Source organism: Cupriavidus sp. PB-02 (assembly GCF_058252315.1).
The window spans coordinates 3,400,361-3,421,113 of sequence record NZ_CM177694.1 but is presented as its reverse complement, the minus strand read 5'-3'; the positions used below and the strand labels follow the sequence as shown (position 1 = coordinate 3,421,113).

Here is a 20,753-nt window from a genome sequence, read left to right as displayed (position 1 = left end):
CGCCGACCATGGCACAGTCCCAGACCATCGAGGTTTTGCTGCGGCCAGCGGTGGAGCTATACACCGTCGCGATCTGTGCGGGCGCCGCATTGCTGTGCCTGGTGGCACCGTGGTCGCTCGCGCTGAGCCCCTTGCTGGGCCTGGGCAGCGCGCTGGCGTTCCTCTCCTTCGGCGCCATCCGGCTGCGGGACGCTTGGGCCATCCTCCGCTACCGGCGCAACATCCGCAGGCTACCGCGCTACGTGATGACCAGCCGCGACGTGCCCGTCAGCCAACAGCGGCTATTCGTCGGCCGGGGCTTTCGATGGGATCAGCGCCACACCCATAGGCTCCTGCAGACCTATCGGGCGGAGTTCCGTCGCTACGTGGAGCCGACGGTGATCTACAAGGTGGCACGGCGGATCGAGGAGCGGCTGGAATTCGCACCGTTCCCTGTGTCCAGGCTGGCGAAGGCTCTGGCCTGGGACAGCCCACTCAATCCGGCGCGGCCGCTGCCGCCGGTCGGCGGCCTGCCACGCCTGCACGGCATCGAGCCGCACGAGGTGGACGTCACGCTGCCGCTGGGCGAGCGGGTTGGCCACACGCTGGTGCTGGGCACCACGCGCGTGGGCAAGACCCGCCTGGCCGAGCTGTTCATCACCCAGGACATCCGCCGCAAGGCGGGCGGCCAGCACGAGGTGGTGATCGTCTTCGACCCGAAGGGGGACGCCGACCTGCTCAAACGTATGTACGTGGAGGCCAGGCGTGCCGGAAGGGAAGGGGAGTTCTACGCCTTTCACCTGGGCTGGCCGGATATATCGGCACGTTACAACGCTGTGGGCCGCTTCGACCGTATATCGGAGGTTGCCACGCGCATTGCGGGCCAGCTTTCGGGCGAGGGCAACAGCGCAGCGTTCCGCGAGTTCGCCTGGCGCTTTGTCAACATCATCGCGCGCGCCCTGGTCGAACTGGGTCAGCGTCCCGACTACCTGCTGATCCAGCGCCACGTCATCAACATCGACGCGCTGTTCATCGAGTACGCCCAGCATTTCTTCGCCAAGAGCGAGCCGAAAGCCTGGGAGATCATCGTGCAGCTCGAGGCGCGGCTGAACGACAGGAACATTCCGCGCAACATGATCGGCCGCGAGAAGCGGGTCGTGGCGCTGGAGCAGTACCTCTCGCAGGTGCACATCTACGACCCCGTGCTCGATGGTCTGCGCAGTGCAGTGCGCTACGACCGCACCTATTTCGACAAGATCGTTGCGAGCCTGCTGCCACTGTTGGAGAAGCTGACCACTGGAAAGATCGCGCAACTGCTCGCGCCAAACTACTCGGACCTGAGCGACCTGCGGCCCATCTTCGATTGGATGCAGATCATCCGCAAGCGCGCAGTGGTTTACGTCGGCCTGGACGCGCTCTCGGACGCGGAAGTCGCCGCCGCCGTGGGCAACTCGATGTTCAGCGACCTGGTATCAGTGGCTGGCCACATCTACAAGTTCGGTATCGACGAAGGTCTGCCGGGCGCATCGACCGGCGTGAAGGTGCCAATCAACGTCCACGCTGACGAGTTCAACGAACTGATGGGCGACGAGTTCATGCCGATGATCAACAAGGGCGGCGGCGCCGGGGTTCAAGTGACGGCCTACACGCAGACGCTCTCTGACATCGAGGCGCGCATCGGCAGCCGCGCCAAGGCCGGGCAGGTGGTCGGCAACTTCAATAACCTGTTCATGCTGCGCGTTCGCGAGACCGCCACGGCCGAACTGCTGACGCGGCAACTGCCCAAGGTCGAGGTGTATGCCACCACGGTGACGAGCGGCGCGACCGACAGCTCCGACCCGACCGGCAAGACTGCCTTTACCTCCAACACCCAGGATCGCATCAGCAGCACCAGCGTGCCGCTGATCGAGCCCGCGCACGTGGTCGCCTTGCCCAAGGGACAATGCTTCGCGCTGATTGAGGGCGGCAATCTGTGGAAGATCCGCATGCCGCTGCCGGCACCCGATCCCGACGAGGCCATGCCCAGGGATCTGCAGGAGCTGGCCGGCTTCATGCGGCAGCACTATGTCGAGGCCGGCGACTGGTGGGCGAGCCAGGGCGTCCCCGGCCTGCAGGACCAGGCGCTACCCGACGATCTGCTGGCGAACTTTCAGCAGATGGCCGCGGCCGATGAGGCTGGCCACGAAGGCGCCCCAACATGAGCGATCCGGCCGCCGCAGCGCAGCGCCAGCAGGTCCACCAACAGGGGCTGATCGCGGGCCTTATCACCTTGCCGTTCCGCTTCTTCGGCGTGCTATGCGGCTCGTTGCTCCTGTGCATCGTGATCGAGTGCATCGGGGTACACTTCTTCTGGCCGCAGGAGAGCTGGCGTCACGCCCAGGGCATGCTCAACCACGAGTTGACCCTGGTGTCGGAGAGCTTTACGCGTAGCGTGCTGGTGCAGGAACCAGGCCGCACCGCCCGGCATCTTGTCGAGCTGGCCTACGACTGTCTTTTCGTGAAAAGCGGGCTGCTCGACTGGATACGCGATGCCACCAGCCACGCCAGCGCCGGTGTCCGCAGCCAGGCCCATGACTTGCGCTACTACCTGGGCATGGTCTATGTGCATGTGGAGCGCTACTTGATCGCCTCGGCCTACACCGCGCTCGTATTTCTCGTGCGGCTGCTGGTGCTGACGCTGACATTGCCGCTGTTCCTGATGGCCGCCTTCGTCGGCCTGGTGGATGGGTTGGTTCGGCGCGACGTGCGCAGCTTCGGAGCCGGCCGAGAGACGGGATTCGTCTACCACCGAGCGAAGGCCAGCCTGATGCCGCTGGCCATCCTGCCGTGGGTTACTTACCTGGCACTGCCGGTAAGCGTCCATCCGCTGCTGATCCTGTTGCCCAGCGCAGCTATGTTCGGCGTAGCCGTGTGCATCGCAGCAGCGACGTTCAAGAAGTACCTCTAGGCGACTCTAGGCGGTGGACGTCTGCGGTTTCGCCTTGGCGGCAATCATCAACATGCGCTTCAACCCGACGATGAGGCTGGCGCTGCCCACCACCAGCCTCATCGAGACCGGGGGGCATGGCGACGTACAAGTTCCGTGCGCTCATGCCTTCCGGGTTCAGCAGCACCGCCACCTCCGCTTCTAGATCCTCGAGCAACAAGAGCCTGGTGCCGACAGTTGCACGTCGGACGACACGTTGAATCGCGCCGGGTTGGCCGGCCAGGCCTCGTCATAGGCGAAGGCGCAGTTCTCAAGGCCGGCCTTGCCGGACATAGACGAGCGAATCGACCGGCAGGCCCGCCTTGCCAATGCACAACCGGATCTGCTGAAACAGGTAATAACTGCTTCCAAGGAAGCTCTAAGAAGAGAAACGGCTTCCGATGAGCACCCTAAATGGGGCCGCTGGCGGGACATGGCGCCATCAATCCGGTCGCGCAGAAGTTCTTTTTCTCTACTGCGCCTGACCGAGGCGCGCCGCAGCATCGACGCCATTCACTTCACCGGGGAATGGCACGATGAAACAGACCTGCCGACGCAATGGCACGTGGCCGCGTGCAATGGTCATGCTGCTCCTGGCGCTGACCCTCTCGTTTTCGGACGTGCGTGCGGCCATTGCCTCCGATGGCGCCCTGGAGCGTGAGGAGCTCTCCGCTCTGGCACGCCAGATCGAACTGGCTGACCGCCTGGCAGAGCACGCCGCCAACACCGCGCTGAATGAACGTGCTCGCTACCACTTCGATTACGCCCGGCTGCGAGCGGACCTCAAGCGCATCCGCGCAGGCGTGCAGGACTACCTCGTCCCGCAGCGAGCCCAGCCGCGCGATCCCGTTCCCCTGGCCGGCGACTACGTGCACCGCGATGAACGGCAGGAGTCATCGCCATGACGCCTTCCGCCGATCAGGTCGCCGCATTCCAGGCCAACGGCGGTTTCACGCCCGCGACCGTCTCCATCGTTGTCCTCGGCTTCGTCTTCGCCGTCCTGCTGCTGTGGGGCGTTTGGGCGATGCGTACCGCCTATGTCGGCTGGGCCGAGAACCGAATAACTCAGCGCCAGTTCCTCGGTGTGGTCGTACGCTTCGTCGCGATGTACCTGGTGCTGAGCTTCTTCCTCCTGTCCTGACCACCACGAAAGGTTGAATCGCAATGAACACTTGTTCGACTTCTCATCGCGCCGCACGCACTGCTGCCATGCTCGTTTCGCTGGGCATCACGGCCACGCCGCTGGCCTCGTTCGCCGGCTTGCCGACCATGGAAGACCCATCGCGCGGCGCGGGTAAGGGCATCCTGCAAACGCTGCAGAACTACGGCTACGACATCGTGATGCTCATTGCGCTGCTGGTGGTTGCCTCGATGTTCATCGGGGTCTGCTACCACGCTTATACGCGTTACGCCGAGATCCACACCGGCCGTGCCACCTGGGGCCAGTTCGGCCTCACGGTGGCGGTGGGCGCTATGCTGCTGATCGTTGGCATCTGGCTGCTGACCAAGGCGGCCGGTGTGCTCTGAGGGCCGGCACCGATGGCCAGCTACCCGCAAATCCCGAGGCAGGCTCAACATGATGGCCCGGGGGATGGGCTCGTGCCCTTCCTGCCGCATCGTTTGAACCGCCATCCAGTGGTCGTACGCGGATTGACCGCCGACGAGCTGTGGGTCTGCGCCGGCCTGTCGGCCGTAGCCGGCTTCCTGGCCGGGTTGCCGCTGGCTTGGCTGACCCACAGTATCGCCATGGTGCCGACACTGATCGTCGTCGGCATCGGGATCGGCGTCTTCGCGGGTGGCGGCTTACTGCGCCGGCAAAAGCGCGGTCGGCCCGACACCTGGCTGTACCGCCAGCTCCAGTGGCGGCTTGCGCTGCGCTACCCCTCGCTGGTTGCCCACGTAGGGGGAGGGCAGCTCATCACTCGCTCTGGCTGGTGGACCACGCGGCGCCAGGGGTCTTCCACGTGCATCCGTCGAGGTGCCGCATGAGCCGGTTCAAGAACGAAGTCATGCACCTGCAGGCGCATGTCAAAACCTTGCGCCTCGGTGCCGCCGCGCTTTTCGTCGTGGCGCTGCTGCTCGGGTTCGCCTGGTGGAGTTCGCCGAAGAGCTTGACCATCCACGTGCCTCCGGACCTGCGTTCGGGAAGCACCCGCAAGTGGTGGGACGTGCCTCCTGAGAGCGTCTACGCCTTCACCTTTTACATCTGGCAGCAGGCCCAGCGCTGGCCGACCAATGGTGAGGAGGACTACCCGCGCAACCTCAGGGCCCTGTCCGCCTACTTCACGCCGAGCTGCCTGTCCTTCCTGCAACAGGACTACGAATTCCGGCGCAACAACGGCGAGCTGCGCCTGCGCGTGCGCGGCATCTACGAAATTCCCGGTCGAGGCTACGGCGACGATCCCGCGTCGCGCGTGCAAGTTGTGTCGGCGAACGATTGGATCGTCATGCTCGACGTGAGCGCCGACGAGTACTTGGGCGCCGAGCAGGTCAAGCGCGCACTGGTGCGCTACGCCTTGAGGGTCGTGCGCATGGATGTCGATCCGGAGCACAACCCCTTCGGTCTGTCCGTGGACTGCTACGCGAGCGCGCCGCAGCGCATTGAACTTGCGCCGGCACCTGCGTCGGCCAGCCAACCCGCCGCTGCCACCCATTTGCAAGGAGGCGCCCCATGAAGCGCCTTGTCGTGCCGGCCCTGGCCGGCTTCCTGCTCAGCATGGGGCTCGTCTGCACCGGCCACGCCGTGGAGATCCTGCGCTGGGAGCGTTTGCCCCTGGCCGTGCCGCTCGTGGTCGGCCAGGAGCGCGTGATCTTCATCGACCGCAACGTGCGCATCGGCCTGCCGGAGAGCATCGGATCGCACCTGCGCGTGCAGAGCGCGGGCGGCGCGATCTATCTGCGCGCAAGCGAGCCGATTCCGCCCTCTCGGTTGCAACTGCAGGATGTGAACTCCGGGGTGCTGATCCTGCTCGACATCGCTGCCGAGCCGGCCAAGGCGGGCCAGCCGGCGCTGGAGCCCGTGCGCATCGTCGCGGGCGATGGGACATCTTCCCCCGCCAAAGCCCTGGCCGGTACCGTCACAAGCGCGGACGAGCCTCGCGACACGGCCAGCGCGGCCGCGCGGCGCGCGACCCCGGTGCCCGTGGTGCTGACACGCTATGCGGCACAGAACCTCTATGCACCACTGCGGACCGTGGAGCCGGTGGCCGGCATCGCCCGCGTGAACATGCACCGGCATCTCAAACTGGATACCTTGCTGCCCACGCTCCCGGTGCACGCGCAGGCGCTGGCCGCGTGGCGGCTCGAGGACCAGTGGGTGACGGCTGTGAAGCTCACCAACACCTCGGCACGGCATCTGGTGCTCGACCCGCGCGCACTGCAGGGCGATTTCGTCGCGGCAACCTTCCAACATGCGGCCCTGGGGCCGGCCGGCCAGTCGGCCGATACCACCGTGGTCTACCTCGTTACCCGTGGCCATGGCCTGGCCGAGTCGCTGTTGCCGAAGGTGGCACCCATCGACGCCGCCGTGGACCTGCCGGCGGCAGCCGCAGCCGGCCAGGCCGAAGGAGGAGGTGCCCGTAATGAAAAGTAACCCCCTCCTCAAGTGGTTGCTGATCCCGATGGTGCTACTGGTGGTCTTCGTCGGCATCAAGCTCTTCTCGGGGGATCGTGGCACCAAGCTCGGTCAGCCCGGTGCTGCCAATCCGCTCACGCCTGAAGAGATGAAGGCCGTGGGTATCGAGGGCGACACGCCGCGCGACACCGTTGCCACGCTGGTCGCCCAGGTCAAGCAGCTGCGCAATGAACTACAGACAGCGCTCAACGAAAACAAGAACCAGAAGGCCGAGAACGAGCGCATGCGCACCCGCGAGAGCGCGATCGACCAACGCATCCAGACCGCATTGGATGGCGAGCGCGGCCGCCTGCAACAGGAGCGCGATCAGATCGCCAACGATCGTCAGCAGACGCAGGGCCAGTTGCAAGACCTGCAGCGGCGCCTCGACGGGCTTTCCGGCAAGGGCAGCCAGTCCGACCTGCCCATCGGGCTGGGCCTGGAGGAGGTCGATGGCAAGAACTTCGGCGGTGGCCAGAGTGGCGGTGCTCGCAGCAGTGGCGGCACGCGCTGGGTGGAGCCGGACGATGCCAAGCCTTCCAAGAGCGGCGGTGCAGGTAGCGGCCCGAACCTACCCACCAGCTTCGGACCCGCGCAGAAGACCCTGACGGATACGGCCGACAGCATTATGAGCACCGTCGATGAGGGCGGCAGCCGCGCCGTGGAGGCCTCCGCCGAGCCGGTCTACACGGTGCCGTCCAACTCAACGCTGATGGGCTCGATTGCCATGACAGCGCTAATCGGACGTGTGCCGATCGACGGTACGGTGAACGACCCGTATCCCTTCAAGGTGCTGATCGGTCCGGACAACCTCACCGCCAACGGCATCGACATTCCTGACGTGGCCGGCGCGGTGGTCAGTGGCACCGCCTCGGGCGACTGGACGCTTTCATGCGTGCGCGGCCAGATCCGCAGCGTGACCTTCGTTTTCCAGGACGGAACCATCCGAACCGTGCCGGAGAAGAGTTCGCGCAGCCAGGGCGCCAACGGTGGCCAGGCCAGCAGCAACGGCACGGACGGCAGCGCCACACGGGGCGCCTTGGGCTGGATCAGCGATCCCTATGGCATTCCCTGCGTCTCCGGCGAGCGGCGCAGCAACGCGCAGCAGTACCTCGGTTCGCAGGCGTTGATTACCGCGGCCGGTGCCGGCGTGGCCTCGCTCATCAAGTCCGACAACGGTAGCGTGGCCGTGGTCTCCAACAGCAACGGCTCGCTCGGCACGGTGGGTATCTCCGGCAACGAGGCCATGGGCCGCATCCTGGCCGGCGGTGTGCGCGACATGGCCGATTGGGTCAACAAGCTCTACGGGCAGGCGTTTGCCGCCATCTACGTGCAGCCTGGTGCCAAGGTCGCCGTCCATCTGGAGCAGCCCCTCAACATCGACTACGACGCCAAGGGGCGGCGGGTCAATCACCGCATTGGAGAAGCTCATGCGTCGGATCTGGACTGAAGCGGCCGCAACCCTGATCGCGGTCATGGTGCTGGGAGGGTGTGCCACCAGCAAGGACAAGCTGCTGCCGCAGGGCGATCACACCATGCTCGATGTCTGGAACCAGGAGGCCGGCGGCAGTGCGGGCGGTGGCCAGCCCGCTGGGCAACTGCTCGATGTGCGCCAGGGCTTGCGCCGGCCGGTGACCGAAGCCGACGTACAGGGCATGCCCGCGACCAATGCGGCCTACACCCGCACCGCCGCCAACGAGATCTACCGCCAGTTCCACCGACTGCCGAACCCGGACCTCGTGATGTACGTCTTCCCGCACCTAGCTGGCACCGATCCAGTGCCGGTGCCCGGCTACACCACGGTGTTCCCGCTCTACCAGCGAGTGCAGTACGCGATGCCGGGCGAACGCCTGGAGGGCTACTGATGATCCGGTCCGTTCCCTTCTTTCGGGCGCGCCAGGCCGAAAGGCCAACCGGTGCTGACGCGCCAGCCGACGACGCCTGGACCCGGCATGTGTCGTCGCTGGCCGCGCATGGCATTACCGAGCCCGGCAGCGCATTGGCCGCCGGCCGCCGCAACCCGGCCACCGAGGCGGACGCCCAGGCGCTCTATGACGTCGCCCCGTCCTTCGCCGATCTGCTGCCCTGGGTGGAATACCTGCCCGAATCGATGAGCATGCTGCTGGAGGACGGCCAGTCGGTCGCGGCCTTCTTCGAGCTGGCCCCTGTCGGCACTGAAGGGCGCGAGCTGGCTTGGCTGTGGCAGGCGCGCGACGCGCTGGAGAACGCGCTGCAGGATTCCTTCGATGAACTCGACGAGCACCCCTGGGTGGTCCAGCTCTATGCCCAGGACGAGGCGAACTGGGACGGCTATCTGCGCACGCTGGCAGACTACGTCCGGCCGCGCGCTCAGGGCATCGCCTTCAGCGAGTTCTATCTGCGCTTCCTCGCGCACCATCTGCGCGCGATCGCCAAGCCCGGCGGGCTGTTCGAGGACACCACGGTGACACGCTTGCCGTGGCGCGGCCAGGTCCGGCGCGTGCGCATGGTGGTCTTCCGGCGCGCACCAACGACAGCGGTCTCCCGGCGCGGCCAATCGCCCGAGCAGTCCCTGTCCACGATCTGTGATCGACTCGTGGGCGGGCTCGCCAATGCGGGCGTGAAGGCCCGCCGCATGCATGCGGCCGACATCCACGACTGGCTGCTGCGCTGGTTCAACCCGCATCCGACCCTGCTGGGGCCGAGTGCTGAAGATCGTGAGCGCTTCTACGCGCTGACCCGCTATCCCGAGGCGAGGGAAACAGGCGAGATCGAACTGGCTAGCGGCGACTTTGCCCAGCGCCTGTTCTTCGGGCAGCCGTGCTCGGACGTGGTCAACGGCGCCTGGCTCTTCGACGGGATGCCGCATCGGGTCATTGTGATGGACCGGCTGCGCATGCCCCCGGCGACGGGACACATCACCGGCGAGACCCGCAAGGGCGGCGATGCAGTCAATGCGCTGTTCGACCAGATGCCGGAAGACACGGTGATGTGTCTCACCCTGGTCGCCACGCCTCAGGACGTGCTGGAGGCGCACCTGAACCACCTGAGCAAGAAATCGGTGGGGGAGACGCTGGCCTCGGAGCAGACTCGCCAGGACGTGCAGCAAGCACGCAGCCTGATCGGCAGCGCGCACAAGCTCTACCGCGGCGCGCTGGCCTTCTACCTGCGCGGGCGCGACCTGCAGCAACTCGACGCCCGCGGCCTGCAACTGGTCAACGTCATGCTCAACGCCGGTCTGCAGCTGGTGCGCGAGGAAGACGAGGTTGCGCCGCTCAACAGCTACCTGCGCTGGTTGCCCTGCGTCTTCGACCCGGCCCTGGACAAGCGGCAGTGGTACACCCAGCTCATGTTCGCGCAGCACGCCGCGAACTTGGCGCCGGTGTGGGGCCGCAGCCAGGGCACGGGGCATCCGGGCATCACCTTCTTCAACCGTGGCGGCGGGCCGATCACCTTCGATCCGCTAAACCGGCTGGATCGGCAGATGAACGCGCATCTGTTTCTGTTCGGCCCCACCGGCTCGGGCAAGAGCGCCACGCTCAACAATATCCTAAATCAGATCACGGCGATCTACCGGCCGCGCCTGTTCATCGTCGAGGCGGGCAACAGCTTCGGCCTTTTCGGCGACTTCGCCACGCGCCTGGGCCTGTCGGTGCACCGCGTCAAGCTCGCCCCCGGCGCCGGCATGAGCCTGGCCCCTTTCGCCGACGCCTGGCGTCTGGTGGACACGCCTGGCCAAGTGCAAACGCTGGATGCCGACGACCTCGACGAGGACCGCGACGAGACAACGCAGGTCACGGACGCTGATGAGCAGCGCGACGTGCTTGGCGAACTGGAAATCACGGCGCGGCTGATGATCACCGGCGGCGAGGACAAGGAAGAGGCCCGGATGACGCGCGCCGACCGCAGCCTCATCCGCCAGTGCATTCTCGACGCGGCCCAGCGTTGTGTGGCCGACAAGCGCACGGTACTCACGCGCAACGTGCGCGACGCGCTGCGCGGGCGCGCTAACGACACGACACTGCCCGAGGTCCGCCGCGCCCGGTTGCTGGAGATGGCCGACGCGATGGACATGTTCTGCCAAGGCGTGGATGGCGAGATGTTCGACCGACCCGGCACGCCCTGGCCCGAAGCCGACATCACCATCGTCGATCTGGCCACGTTCGCGCGCGAGGGCTACAACGCCCAGCTCTCCATCGCCTACATCAGCCTCATCAACACGGTGAACAACATCGCCGAGCGCGACCAGTTTCTGGGGCGGCCGATCATCAACGTGACCGATGAGGGGCACATCATCACCAAGAACCCGCTGCTCGCACCCTACGTAGTCAAGATCACCAAGATGTGGCGCAAGCTCGGCGCCTGGTACTGGCTCGCGACCCAGAACATCGACGACCTGCCCAAGGCGGCCGAACCGATGCTCAACATGATCGAGTGGTGGATCTGCCTGTCGATGCCGCCGGACGAGGTAGAGAAGATCGCGCGCTTCCGCGAGCTGAACCCGGCGCAGAAGGCACTGATGCTATCGGCGCGCAAGGAGGCTGGCAAGTTCAGTGAGGGCGTGATCCTCTCCAAATCGATGGAAGTGTTGTTTCGTGCTGTCCCACCCAGCCTCTACCTGGCCCTGGCTCAGACGGAACCTGAGGAGAAAGCCGAGCGCTTCCAGTTGATGCAGCAGTACGGCATTGGCGAACTGGATGCTGCATTGAAGATCGCTGAGAGGATCGATTGCGCCCGCGGCATCGCATCGCTTCCACTCGATGGATTGACGCCGTAAGGAGCGCATGATGCAACGTTCCGGCGCTAACCAATCCCGGACCCTTCTTGCCGTACTGCTGGTGGCCGCCTCGCTGATAGGCGTAGGCGCCTGGCTGGTACTGCGTCCGCAGGCCATGGCGCCAGCCACTGTTCAGTTCGAGTCTCATGCCGAGGCGAAGACTGGGGCTCGGTCTACGGCAGTACCCGGACCGCCTTGGCGCCGCGGCCGTTCTGATGCGCGTTTCACCGTGATCGAATATGCCGACCTGGAATGCCCGTTCTGCCAGACCTACTTCCCGGTCCTTAAGCGCTGGATCGATGAACACCCAGACGTAGCGCTGCAATGGCACCATCTGCCGCTCGCGATGCACGAGCCGGCCGCATCCGCCGAAGCCCGCCTCGTCGAATGCGTCGGTGCTGCCGGCGGCGATGCTGCGTTCTGGCAGGCGGTCGAATGGGTCTATACCCATACCCGCGGCAATGGCCAGGGCCTGCCCGAGGAACTGCGCTATCCCGACCTGTCGCCAGCCGCGCAGCAGTGCTTGGCGTCCGAGCGGCCCAATGCATTCATTCGCGCCCAAGCCGAGGAGGCGGCCAAGAGCGGTGTTACGGCGACGCCGGCCCTGTTTCTACTGGACCGTGAGACGGGTAGGACGCTCCTGCTGCACGGGCCAGTCGAGGGCGATGCCTTGCTTTCTGCGCTCGATTTGCTCGCCGCTGGCGGCCACACCGCTGCCGATCCGTACAGTTCTACAGATATGCCCGCCGCAATCGTCGGCGACATGCCCAGGTAGCCCTCGATCTTCAAGGCTACGGCGCGGCGCGACCGCGTTGATCGAAACCCCGTTCGCATCGCATCCCTGGCGCGAACAGCCATCGCCACCGCGGTGGTGGATGCCTGTTTGTCCGCTGTCTCATGCTGTCATCCCTTGGAGGGTTTGCCCTCCCGGGGCATGCGCCTCCGATTTTAACCATTGGAGGTTTGCCATGTCTTTTGTGTCTGATTCCACCCCGCAGTCGCTCGCTCTGCTTGCCGCCCAGCACGAGGATTGGATCATCCAGCAGGCCATCACCTTGCTGGAAAAGCGTGTCTTCAAGTCCGGTCCGGTGCTGAACGGTCTCGCGGCCGTGTGCGACTTCCTGCGTCTCAAACTGGTTGCGGAGGCCAACGAGGTGTTTGCAGCGGTGTTCCTCGACGGTCAGCACCAGGTACTCGCCTACGAGCCGCTGTTCAAGGGCTCGCGTAGCGAGGTCGCGGTATATCCGCGAGTGGTTGTTCAGCGCGCCTTGGCCCTCAACGCCTCGGCGCTCATCCTTGCGCATCAACATCCGTCCGGGATAACCGAGCCGTCGATGGCCGATCGAGTGCTCACGGACCAACTCATTGTCGCCTTGGCGCTGGTGGAGGTTCGTCTGCTGGATCACGTCATCATCGGCAAGGACACACCGTACTCGTTCGCCGATTCGGGGCTGCTGTAACCGGTTACGGCGACGTTCCGGACGCGCATATTCCACCCTGCGGGAGCTTCGGCTCCCGCCTTTCTTGTCGCCAATCCAACGCGTTCCGTGCTGAGGCAACAAACGGAACACGCGCAGTGCGTCTTGTTTGTCGAGGCGATGCCGCCTTCAGCGTTTGACTATGGCTCTGATCAGCTTCCCAGGATCCCGTGCATGTCGGCCCTTCTACTCAAGTTCTTGCCGGGGTGGCCGGCCCACTGCATCGCTGCTGTACTGCCAACCATGCTGATTACATTCAGCACGCCCGCCTTCGCCGCCGACGTGCTTGTCATCACCGACAGCCGCCATCCAGTACGAACCATGGGCGGTGAGCGGGTCATCGAACTGGACCTTCCCTCGCGGATCGAGGCCGAGCTGTCCGCGGGCCTGCCTGCAGATGTGAGCAGGGCCGCCGACCTCGTGCGTCAGCGCATGAGCGGGGGCAAGGACGAACTTCAGCTCCGGATAGGCCTAGCCTACCAGGGCGTTGCCGATGCCTGGCGTCTGGGCGTCGTCAAGGTGCCCGCCGTAGTGGTCGACCGCCGCTATGTGGTCTACGGCGACCCGGACGTCGCGCGCGCCGTGGCGCGCATCGAAAGCCATCGGAGGGAACAGCCATGAATCGCCTGCTCTTGCCACTCTCTCGCCGGTTTCGGCTGGCTATGGCATTAGCGCTCCTGAGCGGTGCCGCGTCGGCATTCGCTTTGACCACGGCCACCATCGTGGCCTCTTCTGCGTCGCCCGGCTGTCTGGAGTACCGCGTCGTCGGCATCTGCTACTGGCTGTATTGCTCGTGGTCGGGTTGCAGGGTACGCACGTCGGTGAAGGTGCGCCACTACGTCCCGGATGCGGTGGTGTCGAGTTACTCGAACACTGGCGAGAACCCGTGGATCGAGGTGCGCGCGATAAGCATGCCGAATCCCACGGCCCAGGCCGGCGGCGACGGCGCCACCAACCATGACAACGAAAACAACCTGGCGAAGTTCAAGAACGCCGACGTGATCGGGCATCCCGCCGGCTCGGTGTTCAGCCAGTTCGCCAGCGCCTCTGGTTACACCTGTCAGGGTGCGGGTACGGCTTTCATGCCATACCTTCTGAGCACGCTCGACACAATGGCCTGGCGCTACAACGTGCCAGAGATGGTGTATCCGGAGGCGCGGATCCCCGGCATGCGAGAGATCGGCGGCCGCGCGACGCTGGATCTGTGGGGCAATGTCTATCCGCGCGGCGGCTTCTTGCACCAGACCGACGACTACAAGAGCGGTGCCGTGGTCGCGCAGCGCGCGGGCGACATCGTGACGCGGCGCACCCAGCCCCACGTCTATCAACCGCTGCTGGCCAGTGCCCGTGATGGTTACTGGCCGGCCGGCGCACTGATGGAAGGCGATACCTCCACCGGCAAGTGGCAGGAGCTGACGCCGACCCTTTCGAACTCTTGTGCGGTCTTTCCGCACAACAGCCCGCGCGTGCAGGCCCAGCAGGGCGACTACGCCTGGGCGCTGTGGCGGCCCTATGCCTGTTGCCAGCGCCGGGGGCAGGTCTTCCTCGGTAGCGTCGATTTCATGTGAGGTATTCCCGATGAAGGCGTCCCATTCCCGTATAGCAGGGCGTGCCACGCCCTGCGCGTTGACCATCGTGCTCGCTTGCGCCGTCACGGCCGGAGCTGGTATCGCCTGGGCGCAGACCCGTATCGACCGCAACGGCGCGAGCGTGAGCGGCAGCGTCATCGGCGACGACGTGCTCTACAGTGTGGGCGGCGGTCGGGCCGTGTCCATGGGCGGGGCTGGCAACATGCAGAGCATCGGCGTCGGGGTCGGCTGGAACAGCAACCTGATCTGCGGCGACATGAGCATCACGACGACGCTGCAGAACCAGCTCAACGGCATCACTAACGGCTTCCAGGCCATCATGTCCTCGGTGATCCAGAACGCCACCAGCGCCGTGGCGTCGCTGCCGGCGCTGATCATCCAGCGCGCTGATCCGGCCCTCTACAACCTGCTGACCAACGGCGTGCTGCAGGCGCGCCTGGATTTCGACCGCTCCAAGATGACCTGCCGCGCCATCGCCAACCGCACGGCGGACATAGCAGGCGGCCAGGCGGGGTGGGATCAGCTCGCCGAGGGCATGGCACTGCGTGATGCGGTCAGCAGCACCGATGCCGTGTCGGCCATCGAGCGGGCCGAATCGAACAAGGGCAACAACGGCGTGCCTTGGGTCGGCGGCGGCAATGCGGGCGGCTCGGGCCAGAGTTCGATCAAGGTGGTGAGCGACGTAACCCGCGCGGGCTACAACCTGCTCAATGGGCGCAACGTCACGGATACCTCGTCGATTCCGCGTGCTTCCTGCGGCAATCGGCTGACCTGCCTCACCTGGTCCTCGCCGCAGGCCGCTACCAACTTCGCCACCCGTGTGCTGGGCGAGCGCGAGCAGCGCACCTGCGACAACTGCACCAAGACGCAGACCACGCCGGGCGTCGGCCTCACGCCGGTGATTCAGGAAGAGTACGAAGCCAAACTGCAGGCGCTGCAGGAGCTGGTGACGGGTGTGAAGCCGACGACGGTATTGAACCTCGAGGCGGCCGGCAGCAATTCGCTGCCGATCACCCGCGGCGTGATCGAAGCCCTGCGCGACGAGCCCGACCAGGATTTGCTGGGCAAGCGGCTGGCTTCCGAGGCGGCGCTGTCAAGTGTGCTGGAGAAGGCCTTGCTGTTGCAGCGCACGCTGCTGACCGGCAAGAAGGAGCCGAACGTCGCAGCCAATGAGTTGGCCGTGAAGCAGGTCGACCGGGAGAACAGTACGCTGGAGCAGGAGATCAACAACCTCAAGGCCGAGCTGGAGCTGCGGCGCACGCTGGCCGGGAACTCCGCCTTGGCGATCGTGCAGCGCCACGAGACCCGCGCCGGCGGATCGCGCGGCATCTTCGAGGGCGACACCACGCGCGATCGGCTCAAGGAAGTGCAGAAGCCGCGGAGCACGCCGTGACCGCCCGGACCTGGCTGCGGCTGGCCTGGCTGCTCAACCGCCGCATGTGCATTGCACTGCTGTGGCTACTGGTGGTAGCCGGCATCTCCGTGGTTGTGAGCGTGGCCGGCATCCACGTCGTCGGCAGCATCGACGGCTGGGAACGCTGGCTGCGTGCTCACGCGGCCCATTTCTTCGTCTGGCGGCTGCTTCTCTACGCAGCGACGGCTTATGGCTGGTGGTGGATGCGCGGGCGCCTGCGGCAGCGCGAGCCGTCGGGCGAAGCGCATCAACGCCTGCTGCGAGTCGAGATCGCGGCCGTGATCACCATCGTGCTGCTCGAAGGCAGCCAACTGCTGCGCCATGGCTGAAGCTGGGAGGGCCTCATGACCCTCTACACGACCGACTACCTGGAGTATTACCTGACCCTGGTAGGGTGGGTGGTCAACAACGGCATCTGGAACATCCTCGTGGCGAGCGGCCTGTTCGCGCTGCCGTTCGTTGCCATCGTGATCCACGAGTGGCTGCGCGCGAGGGCAGACGGGGCGGACGAGGGCAACAAGGGCGTGTTGTCCTCGATGCGCATCGAGAACCGCGTGTGGGTAGCGATCGTGGTGATCCTGTTCGCCGGCATCCCCTTCATTCCGATGGATCTCAGCACGATCAAACTCGACACGAGCCGTTCCGTGCAGTGCCAAGTCAATGTCCCCCAGCCGGCTGATACGGGTTGGTCCAGCGCCTATACGACGCTCAACAACCAGAGCGCACTGGTGCCGGTGTGGTGGTTCTTCATGCACGCCATCTCGAAGGCCGTCACGGGCGCCGCGGTGGCGGCGATTCCTTGTGGAACGGACCTGCGGCAGATGCGCATGGATGTGGACGCTACGCGCATCGATAACCCGGTGCTCGCCCAGGAAGTCGGCGATTTCGTGCGTGACTGCTACGGCCCTTCGCGCGCCAAGCTGTTCATGAGCCGGCCGACGCTCTCCGACGAACAGATGAACGACGTCACCTGGATCGGTTCGGGCTACTTCCTCAACACCGCCGGCTTCTACGACACCTACCATTCGAGCACGCCGCGCACGGCTTGGCCTTACGACGCGTCCCGCGATGCGGGGCTGGCCCAGGTGGACAGTGGCGGCGGCTATCCGACCTGCCGGCAATGGTGGTCCGATGGCAGCAGTGGGCTGCGCGCACGCCTGCTGGCCCAGGTCGATCCCGATCTGCTCTCTCGTATCGGGCGATGGGCGGGGTTCCTCTCGCAGAATGAGGTCAACGACTCGGTGATCCGCGCCGTCGTCTCGCCCCGGCAACAGAAGATGAACCAGGGGACCGTCTATACCGACTACGGCGGTCAGATCGAGAAGACGCTGCCCAACATTGTGGCGCGCGGCACCGGCGATCTCGGCCTGGCCGCCGGGTCGCCTGCTTTCTTCCCAGCCATGGACGTGGTGCGCCAGGCGCTGCCGATGGTGCTGTCGCTGCTCAAGATGGCACTCGTCATCTGCATCCCGCTGGTGCTGCTGTTCGGCACCTACGAGCTGAAGGCCGTGGTAGCCGTGAGCTGCGTCGAGTTGGCGCTGTTCTTCGTGGATTTCTGGTTCCAGCTTGCGCGCTGGCTGGACAGCACGATCCTCGATGCGCTCTATGGCTGGGGGTTTGGTGCGAACCGGCCGCACTCGAACTTCGATCCCTTGATCGGCCTGAACAATGCCTTCGGCGACATGCTGCTGAACTTCGTCATGGCGACGATGTTCGGCATCTTGCCGACATTCTGGGTGGCCGCACTCGGGTGGGTAGGCGTGCGGGCTGGCGCCGCGATTCAGGCATTGAGCGCAGGAACTAAGGCGGCGCAGGCTGCAGGAGGGAAAGGCTCCGGCATCGCCCTGAAGACTGTTAAGTGACCTGCTTATTAATAGTCTTGTTCGACTTCAGGATCGTGAGGATCGATTCGATGACCATCATAAGAATACAAGCCATACCCGGCAGGACCATACCTCCATTCTGACTTATGTTCCTCTTGACATCCTCCCCGACCTGAAGGCCGGAGATTCCTACGGCGCTCAGACGCGGCATTGAGCCGCCCCTGAGTCGCTTCGGTGGGTTCCTGCTGCTGACGCCGTTACCGCAGCGTTCACTTCACAGGCTAACCGGGCGTGTCCCGCCCTTAGAACATTGATCGCGCCGACCACATCGGCATTTTCCTCGAAACCGCATTCCACGCACTCGAACCGGGCTTGCGTCTGGCGGTTGTCTGCCGAGACATGGCCGCAGCATGGACAGGTGCGGCTCGTGTTCTGCGGTGGCACGGCGATGAGATAGCCACCGTTCCAAGCCAGCTTGTAGTCCAGTTGGCGGCGGAACTCGAACCAGCCTTGATCGAGGATGGCTTTGTTCAGGCCGGACTTGGCCTGAACCTGCTTACCCGGCTGTTCGGTGCTGCCTGCCGCCGACCTGGACATGTTCCGTACCTGCAAGTCCTCGATACACACCATCGCGTGGTTTTGGCTGATCGTGGTGGAGCACTTGTGGAGGTAGTCGCGGCGGGCATTGCCGAGGCGGGAATGGATGCGCTGGACGCGGGCTTTCGCCTTCTTCCAGTTGCTGCTGAACTTCTGTTTGCGGCTCATCGCCTGCTGCGCTTTGCGCAGCGCGGCCTCTTGCCGCTTGAAACTATTGAGCGGGGCGTAGAACGTCCCGTCCGAAAGCGTGGCGAACCGGGCAACACCCATGTCGATGCCAACCGCGCTCGCGGCCCGTGCCACCGGCTGTTCGACCTCACGCTCGGTCTGGATCGACACGAACCACTTGCCGCAGGACTGCCTGACTGTGACGTTCTTCACCACCCCCAGCACCTTCCGGCTGTTGCGGTATCGCAGCCAGCCCAGCTTGGGCAAAAACAGGCGGCTGCTGGCCTGGTCGAGCTTGATTTGCTTGGGGTCGGGATAGCGGAAACTGTCGCCCTGGCCCTTCTTCTTGAAGCGCGGAAAGTCGGCCCGCTTGGCAAAGAAGTTGCCGTAGGCCCGCTCCAAATCTTTGAGCGTCTGTTGCAGCGGATGAACCGGCGCATCGGCCAGCCATGCGGTTTCCGTGCTGTTGCGCCACTCGGTGAGCAGCTTGCACAGTCCGGCGTAGCCGTGCTTCTTCTCGCCTTGCTCGTAACGAGCCTTCTGCAACGCCAGTGCCTTGTTGAAGACGAACCGGCACGAACCAGAAAAGCGACGCATGTTGCGTTGCTGCTCGCCGGTCGGCATCAGTTCGTACTTGTAGGCTTGAAGTCGCTGCATGGCTCAATCATACTCTTGGCCTATGAGCGATGACAACGATATTAGACACGGAAGACACTGTGTTTTCAAGATGCACGTCCATTTGGTCTTCGTGGCGAAATACCGCCGCAGAGTGTTCGACGGCGACGCCATCAAACGGCTGCACGCCATCTTCGACAAGGTATGCGCCGACTTCGAGGCGAACTTGATCGAGATGGACGGCGAGGACGATCACGTTCACCTGCTGGTGGAGTACCCGCCCAAGGTCGCGGTGTCGAATCTGGTGAACAGCCTCAAGGGCGTGTCCAGCCGCCTGCTGCGCAAGGAAAGACCCGACATCCAGAAACGCTACTGGAAGGGCGTGCTGTGGTCGCCTTCCTACTTCGCATCATCCTGTGGCGGCGCACCGATCGCCATCGTGCGCCAGTACATCGAACAACAGCAGACCCCACACTGAAAAACCAACAGCAAGGACGGCTACGCCGTCCGCGCTATCCTTCCCCACCATGAATGGCGGGGCTTGCCGCGCACTGGGTCATAGCTTCCATCATCGTTCCGAATGATCCAGGCGCCGGCCAGAGCGAAAGCGAGCAGCAACGCTAGCCAGAACGAGGTGTAGAGCAACACGCCGAGCGCGGCGAGCTTGAGCACTATCAGCACAGCCTTGGCGACACCAAGCGGCCATCCTTGCGCCACAAGCCAATTCGTCGCCCTCCGATTCAGCCGCACGCAACCCCGCCACAGCCGGCCCAGGGTCCGGCCCACACGCTCCGTGAAAGTGGTTTGTGCAGCGGTCTTCATGGTGGCTACCTCATGGTTGTCCTGTCGTGCTCTCTCGATACTCGCGCTTGGTTTGCTTGATTAAATCCTGTGCGGTTTTTCAACCGAGAGGCGAATTCCCCTGCAACATCCAATCAGACCCCGTGGCGTGCCCAAAACTCCGCGGGCGTGAGGATGGGGTACTGGCTGGCCAGCGCCAGCAGATCCTTGTCGCCGGTGAGCAGGTAGTCGGCCTTCGCCGCCAACAACGTAAGCAGCACGGGCTGGTCGGCGGGGTCGCGCAGGTTCGCGTCCTGGGTGCCCTCGGGTTCGACAACATCCGCCAAGAACATGAAGCTGTCGGCCAGGTCGCGGATTTCTGCTGGCGTCATGTTCACCCGAGACAGACGCGGCAGCACCCTGACCAACTCGTCCAGGATGTAGCGCGACAATGTCACCTCCAGGCCGCCCTGGCGCCAGGCGGTGACGATGCGCCCCGGCACACTGCCTGGGTAGGCAAGTCCCGACACCAGCACGTTGGTATCGAGCACGACACGCAATCCCGGCATCAGCGCTGCTTCCGCTCGGCCGCCACCGCGGCGTCGATCTCGGCCAGACCTTCCGCGACGGGCACATCGGCATACGCCTGGGCGATCCGTTCGCTCAGCGCGTCAAAACGCTCCCGCATACGCCGGATGCGGGCGAAAAGCTCGGCGTCCACCAGGGCAGCGACCGGCTTGCCGTCCTTGTTGATGACGATGCTGTCGTTGCGGTACTGCACCTGGTTGAGCATCTCACCCAGGTTCTGCCGGAAGTTCACGGCGCTGACTTCGGTGATCATGATACACCCCTGACCATATCGATTAATATGGTCATTATGGCTAAGATGCCGCATGATGTCCACCCGGTTGTTCTAGGAGCCAGAATCCTAGGTCCGGCACAGGCAGCCTTCCCACCTCAATCCGACCTGGGCCAA

General features: G+C 64.8%; 23 protein-coding genes. 19 read left to right on the top strand and 4 right to left on the bottom strand.

Going from position 1 to position 20,753, the window contains the following annotated elements:
* The first annotated feature begins 8 nt into the window (after positions 1 to 8).
* The 18 genes from traD (at position 9) to AC10V3_RS15985 (ending at position 17,656) form a co-directional block, all read left to right on the top strand.
* Positions 9 to 2,180, top strand: coding sequence for a type IV conjugative transfer system coupling protein TraD (gene traD / locus AC10V3_RS16070; protein ID WP_490922518.1), 2,172 nt, complete (start codon positions 9 to 11; stop codon positions 2,178 to 2,180).
* Positions 2,177 to 2,926 carry a TIGR03747 family integrating conjugative element membrane protein gene (locus AC10V3_RS16065; protein ID WP_490922517.1) on the top strand — a complete coding sequence of 250 codons (750 nt, stop codon included), beginning with the start codon at positions 2,177 to 2,179 and terminating at the stop codon, positions 2,924 to 2,926. Before traD ends, AC10V3_RS16065 begins: the two co-directional genes overlap by 4 nt.
* Before the next feature lie 554 nt (positions 2,927 to 3,480).
* A complete protein-coding gene (locus tag AC10V3_RS16060; RefSeq protein WP_490922516.1) occupies positions 3,481 to 3,849 on the top strand; it encodes an integrative conjugative element protein, RAQPRD family in 369 nt (122 codons plus the stop codon).
* Positions 3,846 to 4,085 carry a TIGR03758 family integrating conjugative element protein gene (locus AC10V3_RS16055; RefSeq protein WP_490922515.1) on the top strand — a complete coding sequence of 80 codons (240 nt, stop codon included), beginning with the start codon at positions 3,846 to 3,848 and terminating at the stop codon, positions 4,083 to 4,085. Before AC10V3_RS16060 ends, AC10V3_RS16055 begins: the two co-directional genes overlap by 4 nt.
* A 23-nt stretch (positions 4,086 to 4,108) precedes the next feature.
* Positions 4,109 to 4,471 (top strand): TIGR03745 family integrating conjugative element membrane protein, encoded by a 363-nt coding sequence (locus AC10V3_RS16050; protein WP_022536265.1) that lies wholly within the window; start codon positions 4,109 to 4,111, stop codon positions 4,469 to 4,471.
* 12 nt (positions 4,472 to 4,483) lie between these two features.
* Entirely contained in the window at positions 4,484 to 4,933 is a 450-nt protein-coding gene (locus AC10V3_RS16045; RefSeq protein WP_490922513.1) for a TIGR03750 family conjugal transfer protein, read from the top strand.
* Positions 4,930 to 5,619, top strand: a complete 690-nt coding sequence (locus AC10V3_RS16040; protein WP_490922512.1) for a PFL_4703 family integrating conjugative element protein — start codon at positions 4,930 to 4,932, stop codon at positions 5,617 to 5,619. Before AC10V3_RS16045 ends, AC10V3_RS16040 begins: the two co-directional genes overlap by 4 nt.
* A complete protein-coding gene (locus AC10V3_RS16035) occupies positions 5,616 to 6,536 on the top strand; it encodes a TIGR03749 family integrating conjugative element protein (protein WP_022536262.1) in 921 nt (306 codons plus the stop codon). The genes AC10V3_RS16040 and AC10V3_RS16035 overlap by 4 nt, the downstream gene beginning before the upstream one ends.
* Positions 6,526 to 8,007 (top strand): TIGR03752 family integrating conjugative element protein, encoded by a 1,482-nt coding sequence (locus tag AC10V3_RS16030; RefSeq protein ID WP_022536261.1) that lies wholly within the window; start codon positions 6,526 to 6,528, stop codon positions 8,005 to 8,007. The genes AC10V3_RS16035 and AC10V3_RS16030 overlap by 11 nt, the downstream gene beginning before the upstream one ends.
* Positions 7,988 to 8,422, top strand: coding sequence for a TIGR03751 family conjugal transfer lipoprotein (locus AC10V3_RS16025; RefSeq protein WP_022536260.1), 435 nt, complete (start codon positions 7,988 to 7,990; stop codon positions 8,420 to 8,422). Before AC10V3_RS16030 ends, AC10V3_RS16025 begins: the two co-directional genes overlap by 20 nt.
* On the top strand, positions 8,422 to 11,313 hold the full coding sequence (locus AC10V3_RS16020) for a conjugative transfer ATPase (protein WP_490922511.1): 2,892 nt from the start codon (positions 8,422 to 8,424) through the stop codon (positions 11,311 to 11,313). Before AC10V3_RS16025 ends, AC10V3_RS16020 begins: the two co-directional genes overlap by 1 nt.
* 10 nt (positions 11,314 to 11,323) lie before the next feature.
* On the top strand, positions 11,324 to 12,088 hold the full coding sequence (locus AC10V3_RS16015) for a DsbA family protein (protein WP_490923682.1): 765 nt from the start codon (positions 11,324 to 11,326) through the stop codon (positions 12,086 to 12,088).
* Between the two features lie 193 nt (positions 12,089 to 12,281).
* Positions 12,282 to 12,773 carry a JAB domain-containing protein gene (locus tag AC10V3_RS16010; RefSeq protein ID WP_041681127.1) on the top strand — a complete coding sequence of 164 codons (492 nt, stop codon included), beginning with the start codon at positions 12,282 to 12,284 and terminating at the stop codon, positions 12,771 to 12,773.
* A 192-nt stretch (positions 12,774 to 12,965) separates the two neighbouring features.
* Positions 12,966 to 13,412, top strand: coding sequence for a TIGR03757 family integrating conjugative element protein (locus AC10V3_RS16005; RefSeq protein WP_490922509.1), 447 nt, complete (start codon positions 12,966 to 12,968; stop codon positions 13,410 to 13,412).
* Positions 13,409 to 14,359 carry a TIGR03756 family integrating conjugative element protein gene (locus tag AC10V3_RS16000; protein ID WP_490922508.1) on the top strand — a complete coding sequence of 317 codons (951 nt, stop codon included), beginning with the start codon at positions 13,409 to 13,411 and terminating at the stop codon, positions 14,357 to 14,359. Before AC10V3_RS16005 ends, AC10V3_RS16000 begins: the two co-directional genes overlap by 4 nt.
* Positions 14,360 to 14,369: 10 nt before the next feature.
* Complete coding sequence (locus AC10V3_RS15995; RefSeq protein ID WP_490922507.1) at positions 14,370 to 15,773, top strand: integrating conjugative element protein; 1,404 nt, start codon at positions 14,370 to 14,372, stop codon at positions 15,771 to 15,773.
* A gap of 44 nt (positions 15,774 to 15,817) precedes the next feature.
* On the top strand, positions 15,818 to 16,123 hold the full coding sequence (locus tag AC10V3_RS15990) for a hypothetical protein (RefSeq protein ID WP_490923681.1): 306 nt from the start codon (positions 15,818 to 15,820) through the stop codon (positions 16,121 to 16,123).
* A gap of 15 nt (positions 16,124 to 16,138) precedes the next feature.
* Complete coding sequence (locus AC10V3_RS15985; protein ID WP_490922505.1) at positions 16,139 to 17,656, top strand: conjugal transfer protein TraG N-terminal domain-containing protein; 1,518 nt, start codon at positions 16,139 to 16,141, stop codon at positions 17,654 to 17,656.
* Between the two features lie 159 nt (positions 17,657 to 17,815).
* Here the strand turns inward: AC10V3_RS15985 and AC10V3_RS15980 are convergent, their stop codons facing one another.
* Complete coding sequence (locus AC10V3_RS15980) at positions 17,816 to 19,039, bottom strand: RNA-guided endonuclease InsQ/TnpB family protein (protein ID WP_022533340.1); 1,224 nt, start codon at positions 19,037 to 19,039, stop codon at positions 17,816 to 17,818.
* Between the two features lie 22 nt (positions 19,040 to 19,061).
* On the opposite strand from AC10V3_RS15980, the gene tnpA reads away from it, so the two are divergent.
* Positions 19,062 to 19,475 (top strand): IS200/IS605 family transposase, encoded by a 414-nt coding sequence (gene tnpA / locus AC10V3_RS15975; RefSeq protein WP_374063612.1) that lies wholly within the window; start codon positions 19,062 to 19,064, stop codon positions 19,473 to 19,475.
* Between the two features lie 20 nt (positions 19,476 to 19,495).
* Here the strand turns inward: tnpA and AC10V3_RS15970 are convergent, their stop codons facing one another.
* The 3 genes from AC10V3_RS15970 to AC10V3_RS15960 form a co-directional block, all read right to left on the bottom strand.
* On the bottom strand, positions 19,496 to 19,819 hold the full coding sequence (locus tag AC10V3_RS15970; RefSeq protein WP_490922504.1) for a DUF3742 family protein: 324 nt from the start codon (positions 19,817 to 19,819) through the stop codon (positions 19,496 to 19,498).
* A gap of 113 nt (positions 19,820 to 19,932) precedes the next feature.
* Entirely contained in the window at positions 19,933 to 20,328 is a 396-nt protein-coding gene (locus tag AC10V3_RS15965; protein ID WP_454752303.1) for a putative toxin-antitoxin system toxin component, PIN family, read from the bottom strand.
* Positions 20,329 to 20,345: 17 nt separating this feature from the next.
* Entirely contained in the window at positions 20,346 to 20,618 is a 273-nt protein-coding gene (locus AC10V3_RS15960; protein WP_022536249.1) for a type II toxin-antitoxin system prevent-host-death family antitoxin, read from the bottom strand.
* Positions 20,619 to 20,753 lie beyond the last annotated feature (135 nt).

What these genes read in the sequence shown, in the direction of transcription:
- traD (WP_490922518.1), top strand. Translation starts at nt 9, where the DNA reads ATGGCACAGTCCCAGACCATCGAGGTTTTGCTGCGGCCAGCGGTGGAG.
- AC10V3_RS16065 (WP_490922517.1), top strand. Translation starts at nt 2,177, where the DNA reads ATGAGCGATCCGGCCGCCGCAGCGCAGCGCCAGCAGGTCCACCAACAG.
- AC10V3_RS16060 (WP_490922516.1), top strand. Translation starts at nt 3,481, where the DNA reads ATGAAACAGACCTGCCGACGCAATGGCACGTGGCCGCGTGCAATGGTC.
- AC10V3_RS16055 (WP_490922515.1), top strand. Translation starts at nt 3,846, where the DNA reads ATGACGCCTTCCGCCGATCAGGTCGCCGCATTCCAGGCCAACGGCGGT.
- AC10V3_RS16050 (WP_022536265.1), top strand. Translation starts at nt 4,109, where the DNA reads ATGAACACTTGTTCGACTTCTCATCGCGCCGCACGCACTGCTGCCATG.
- AC10V3_RS16045 (WP_490922513.1), top strand. Translation starts at nt 4,484, where the DNA reads ATGGCCAGCTACCCGCAAATCCCGAGGCAGGCTCAACATGATGGCCCG.
- AC10V3_RS16040 (WP_490922512.1), top strand. Translation starts at nt 4,930, where the DNA reads ATGAGCCGGTTCAAGAACGAAGTCATGCACCTGCAGGCGCATGTCAAA.
- AC10V3_RS16035 (WP_022536262.1), top strand. Translation starts at nt 5,616, where the DNA reads ATGAAGCGCCTTGTCGTGCCGGCCCTGGCCGGCTTCCTGCTCAGCATG.
- AC10V3_RS16030 (WP_022536261.1), top strand. Translation starts at nt 6,526, where the DNA reads ATGAAAAGTAACCCCCTCCTCAAGTGGTTGCTGATCCCGATGGTGCTA.
- AC10V3_RS16025 (WP_022536260.1), top strand. Translation starts at nt 7,988, where the DNA reads ATGCGTCGGATCTGGACTGAAGCGGCCGCAACCCTGATCGCGGTCATG.
- AC10V3_RS16020 (WP_490922511.1), top strand. Translation starts at nt 8,422, where the DNA reads ATGATCCGGTCCGTTCCCTTCTTTCGGGCGCGCCAGGCCGAAAGGCCA.
- AC10V3_RS16015 (WP_490923682.1), top strand. Translation starts at nt 11,324, where the DNA reads ATGCAACGTTCCGGCGCTAACCAATCCCGGACCCTTCTTGCCGTACTG.
- AC10V3_RS16010 (WP_041681127.1), top strand. Translation starts at nt 12,282, where the DNA reads ATGTCTTTTGTGTCTGATTCCACCCCGCAGTCGCTCGCTCTGCTTGCC.
- AC10V3_RS16005 (WP_490922509.1), top strand. Translation starts at nt 12,966, where the DNA reads ATGTCGGCCCTTCTACTCAAGTTCTTGCCGGGGTGGCCGGCCCACTGC.
- AC10V3_RS16000 (WP_490922508.1), top strand. Translation starts at nt 13,409, where the DNA reads ATGAATCGCCTGCTCTTGCCACTCTCTCGCCGGTTTCGGCTGGCTATG.
- AC10V3_RS15995 (WP_490922507.1), top strand. Translation starts at nt 14,370, where the DNA reads ATGAAGGCGTCCCATTCCCGTATAGCAGGGCGTGCCACGCCCTGCGCG.
- AC10V3_RS15990 (WP_490923681.1), top strand. Translation starts at nt 15,818, where the DNA reads ATGTGCATTGCACTGCTGTGGCTACTGGTGGTAGCCGGCATCTCCGTG.
- AC10V3_RS15985 (WP_490922505.1), top strand. Translation starts at nt 16,139, where the DNA reads ATGACCCTCTACACGACCGACTACCTGGAGTATTACCTGACCCTGGTA.
- AC10V3_RS15980 (WP_022533340.1), bottom strand. Translation starts at nt 19,039, where the DNA reads ATGCAGCGACTTCAAGCCTACAAGTACGAACTGATGCCGACCGGCGAG.
- tnpA (WP_374063612.1), top strand. Translation starts at nt 19,062, where the DNA reads ATGAGCGATGACAACGATATTAGACACGGAAGACACTGTGTTTTCAAG.
- AC10V3_RS15970 (WP_490922504.1), bottom strand. Translation starts at nt 19,819, where the DNA reads ATGAAGACCGCTGCACAAACCACTTTCACGGAGCGTGTGGGCCGGACC.
- AC10V3_RS15960 (WP_022536249.1), bottom strand. Translation starts at nt 20,618, where the DNA reads ATGATCACCGAAGTCAGCGCCGTGAACTTCCGGCAGAACCTGGGTGAG.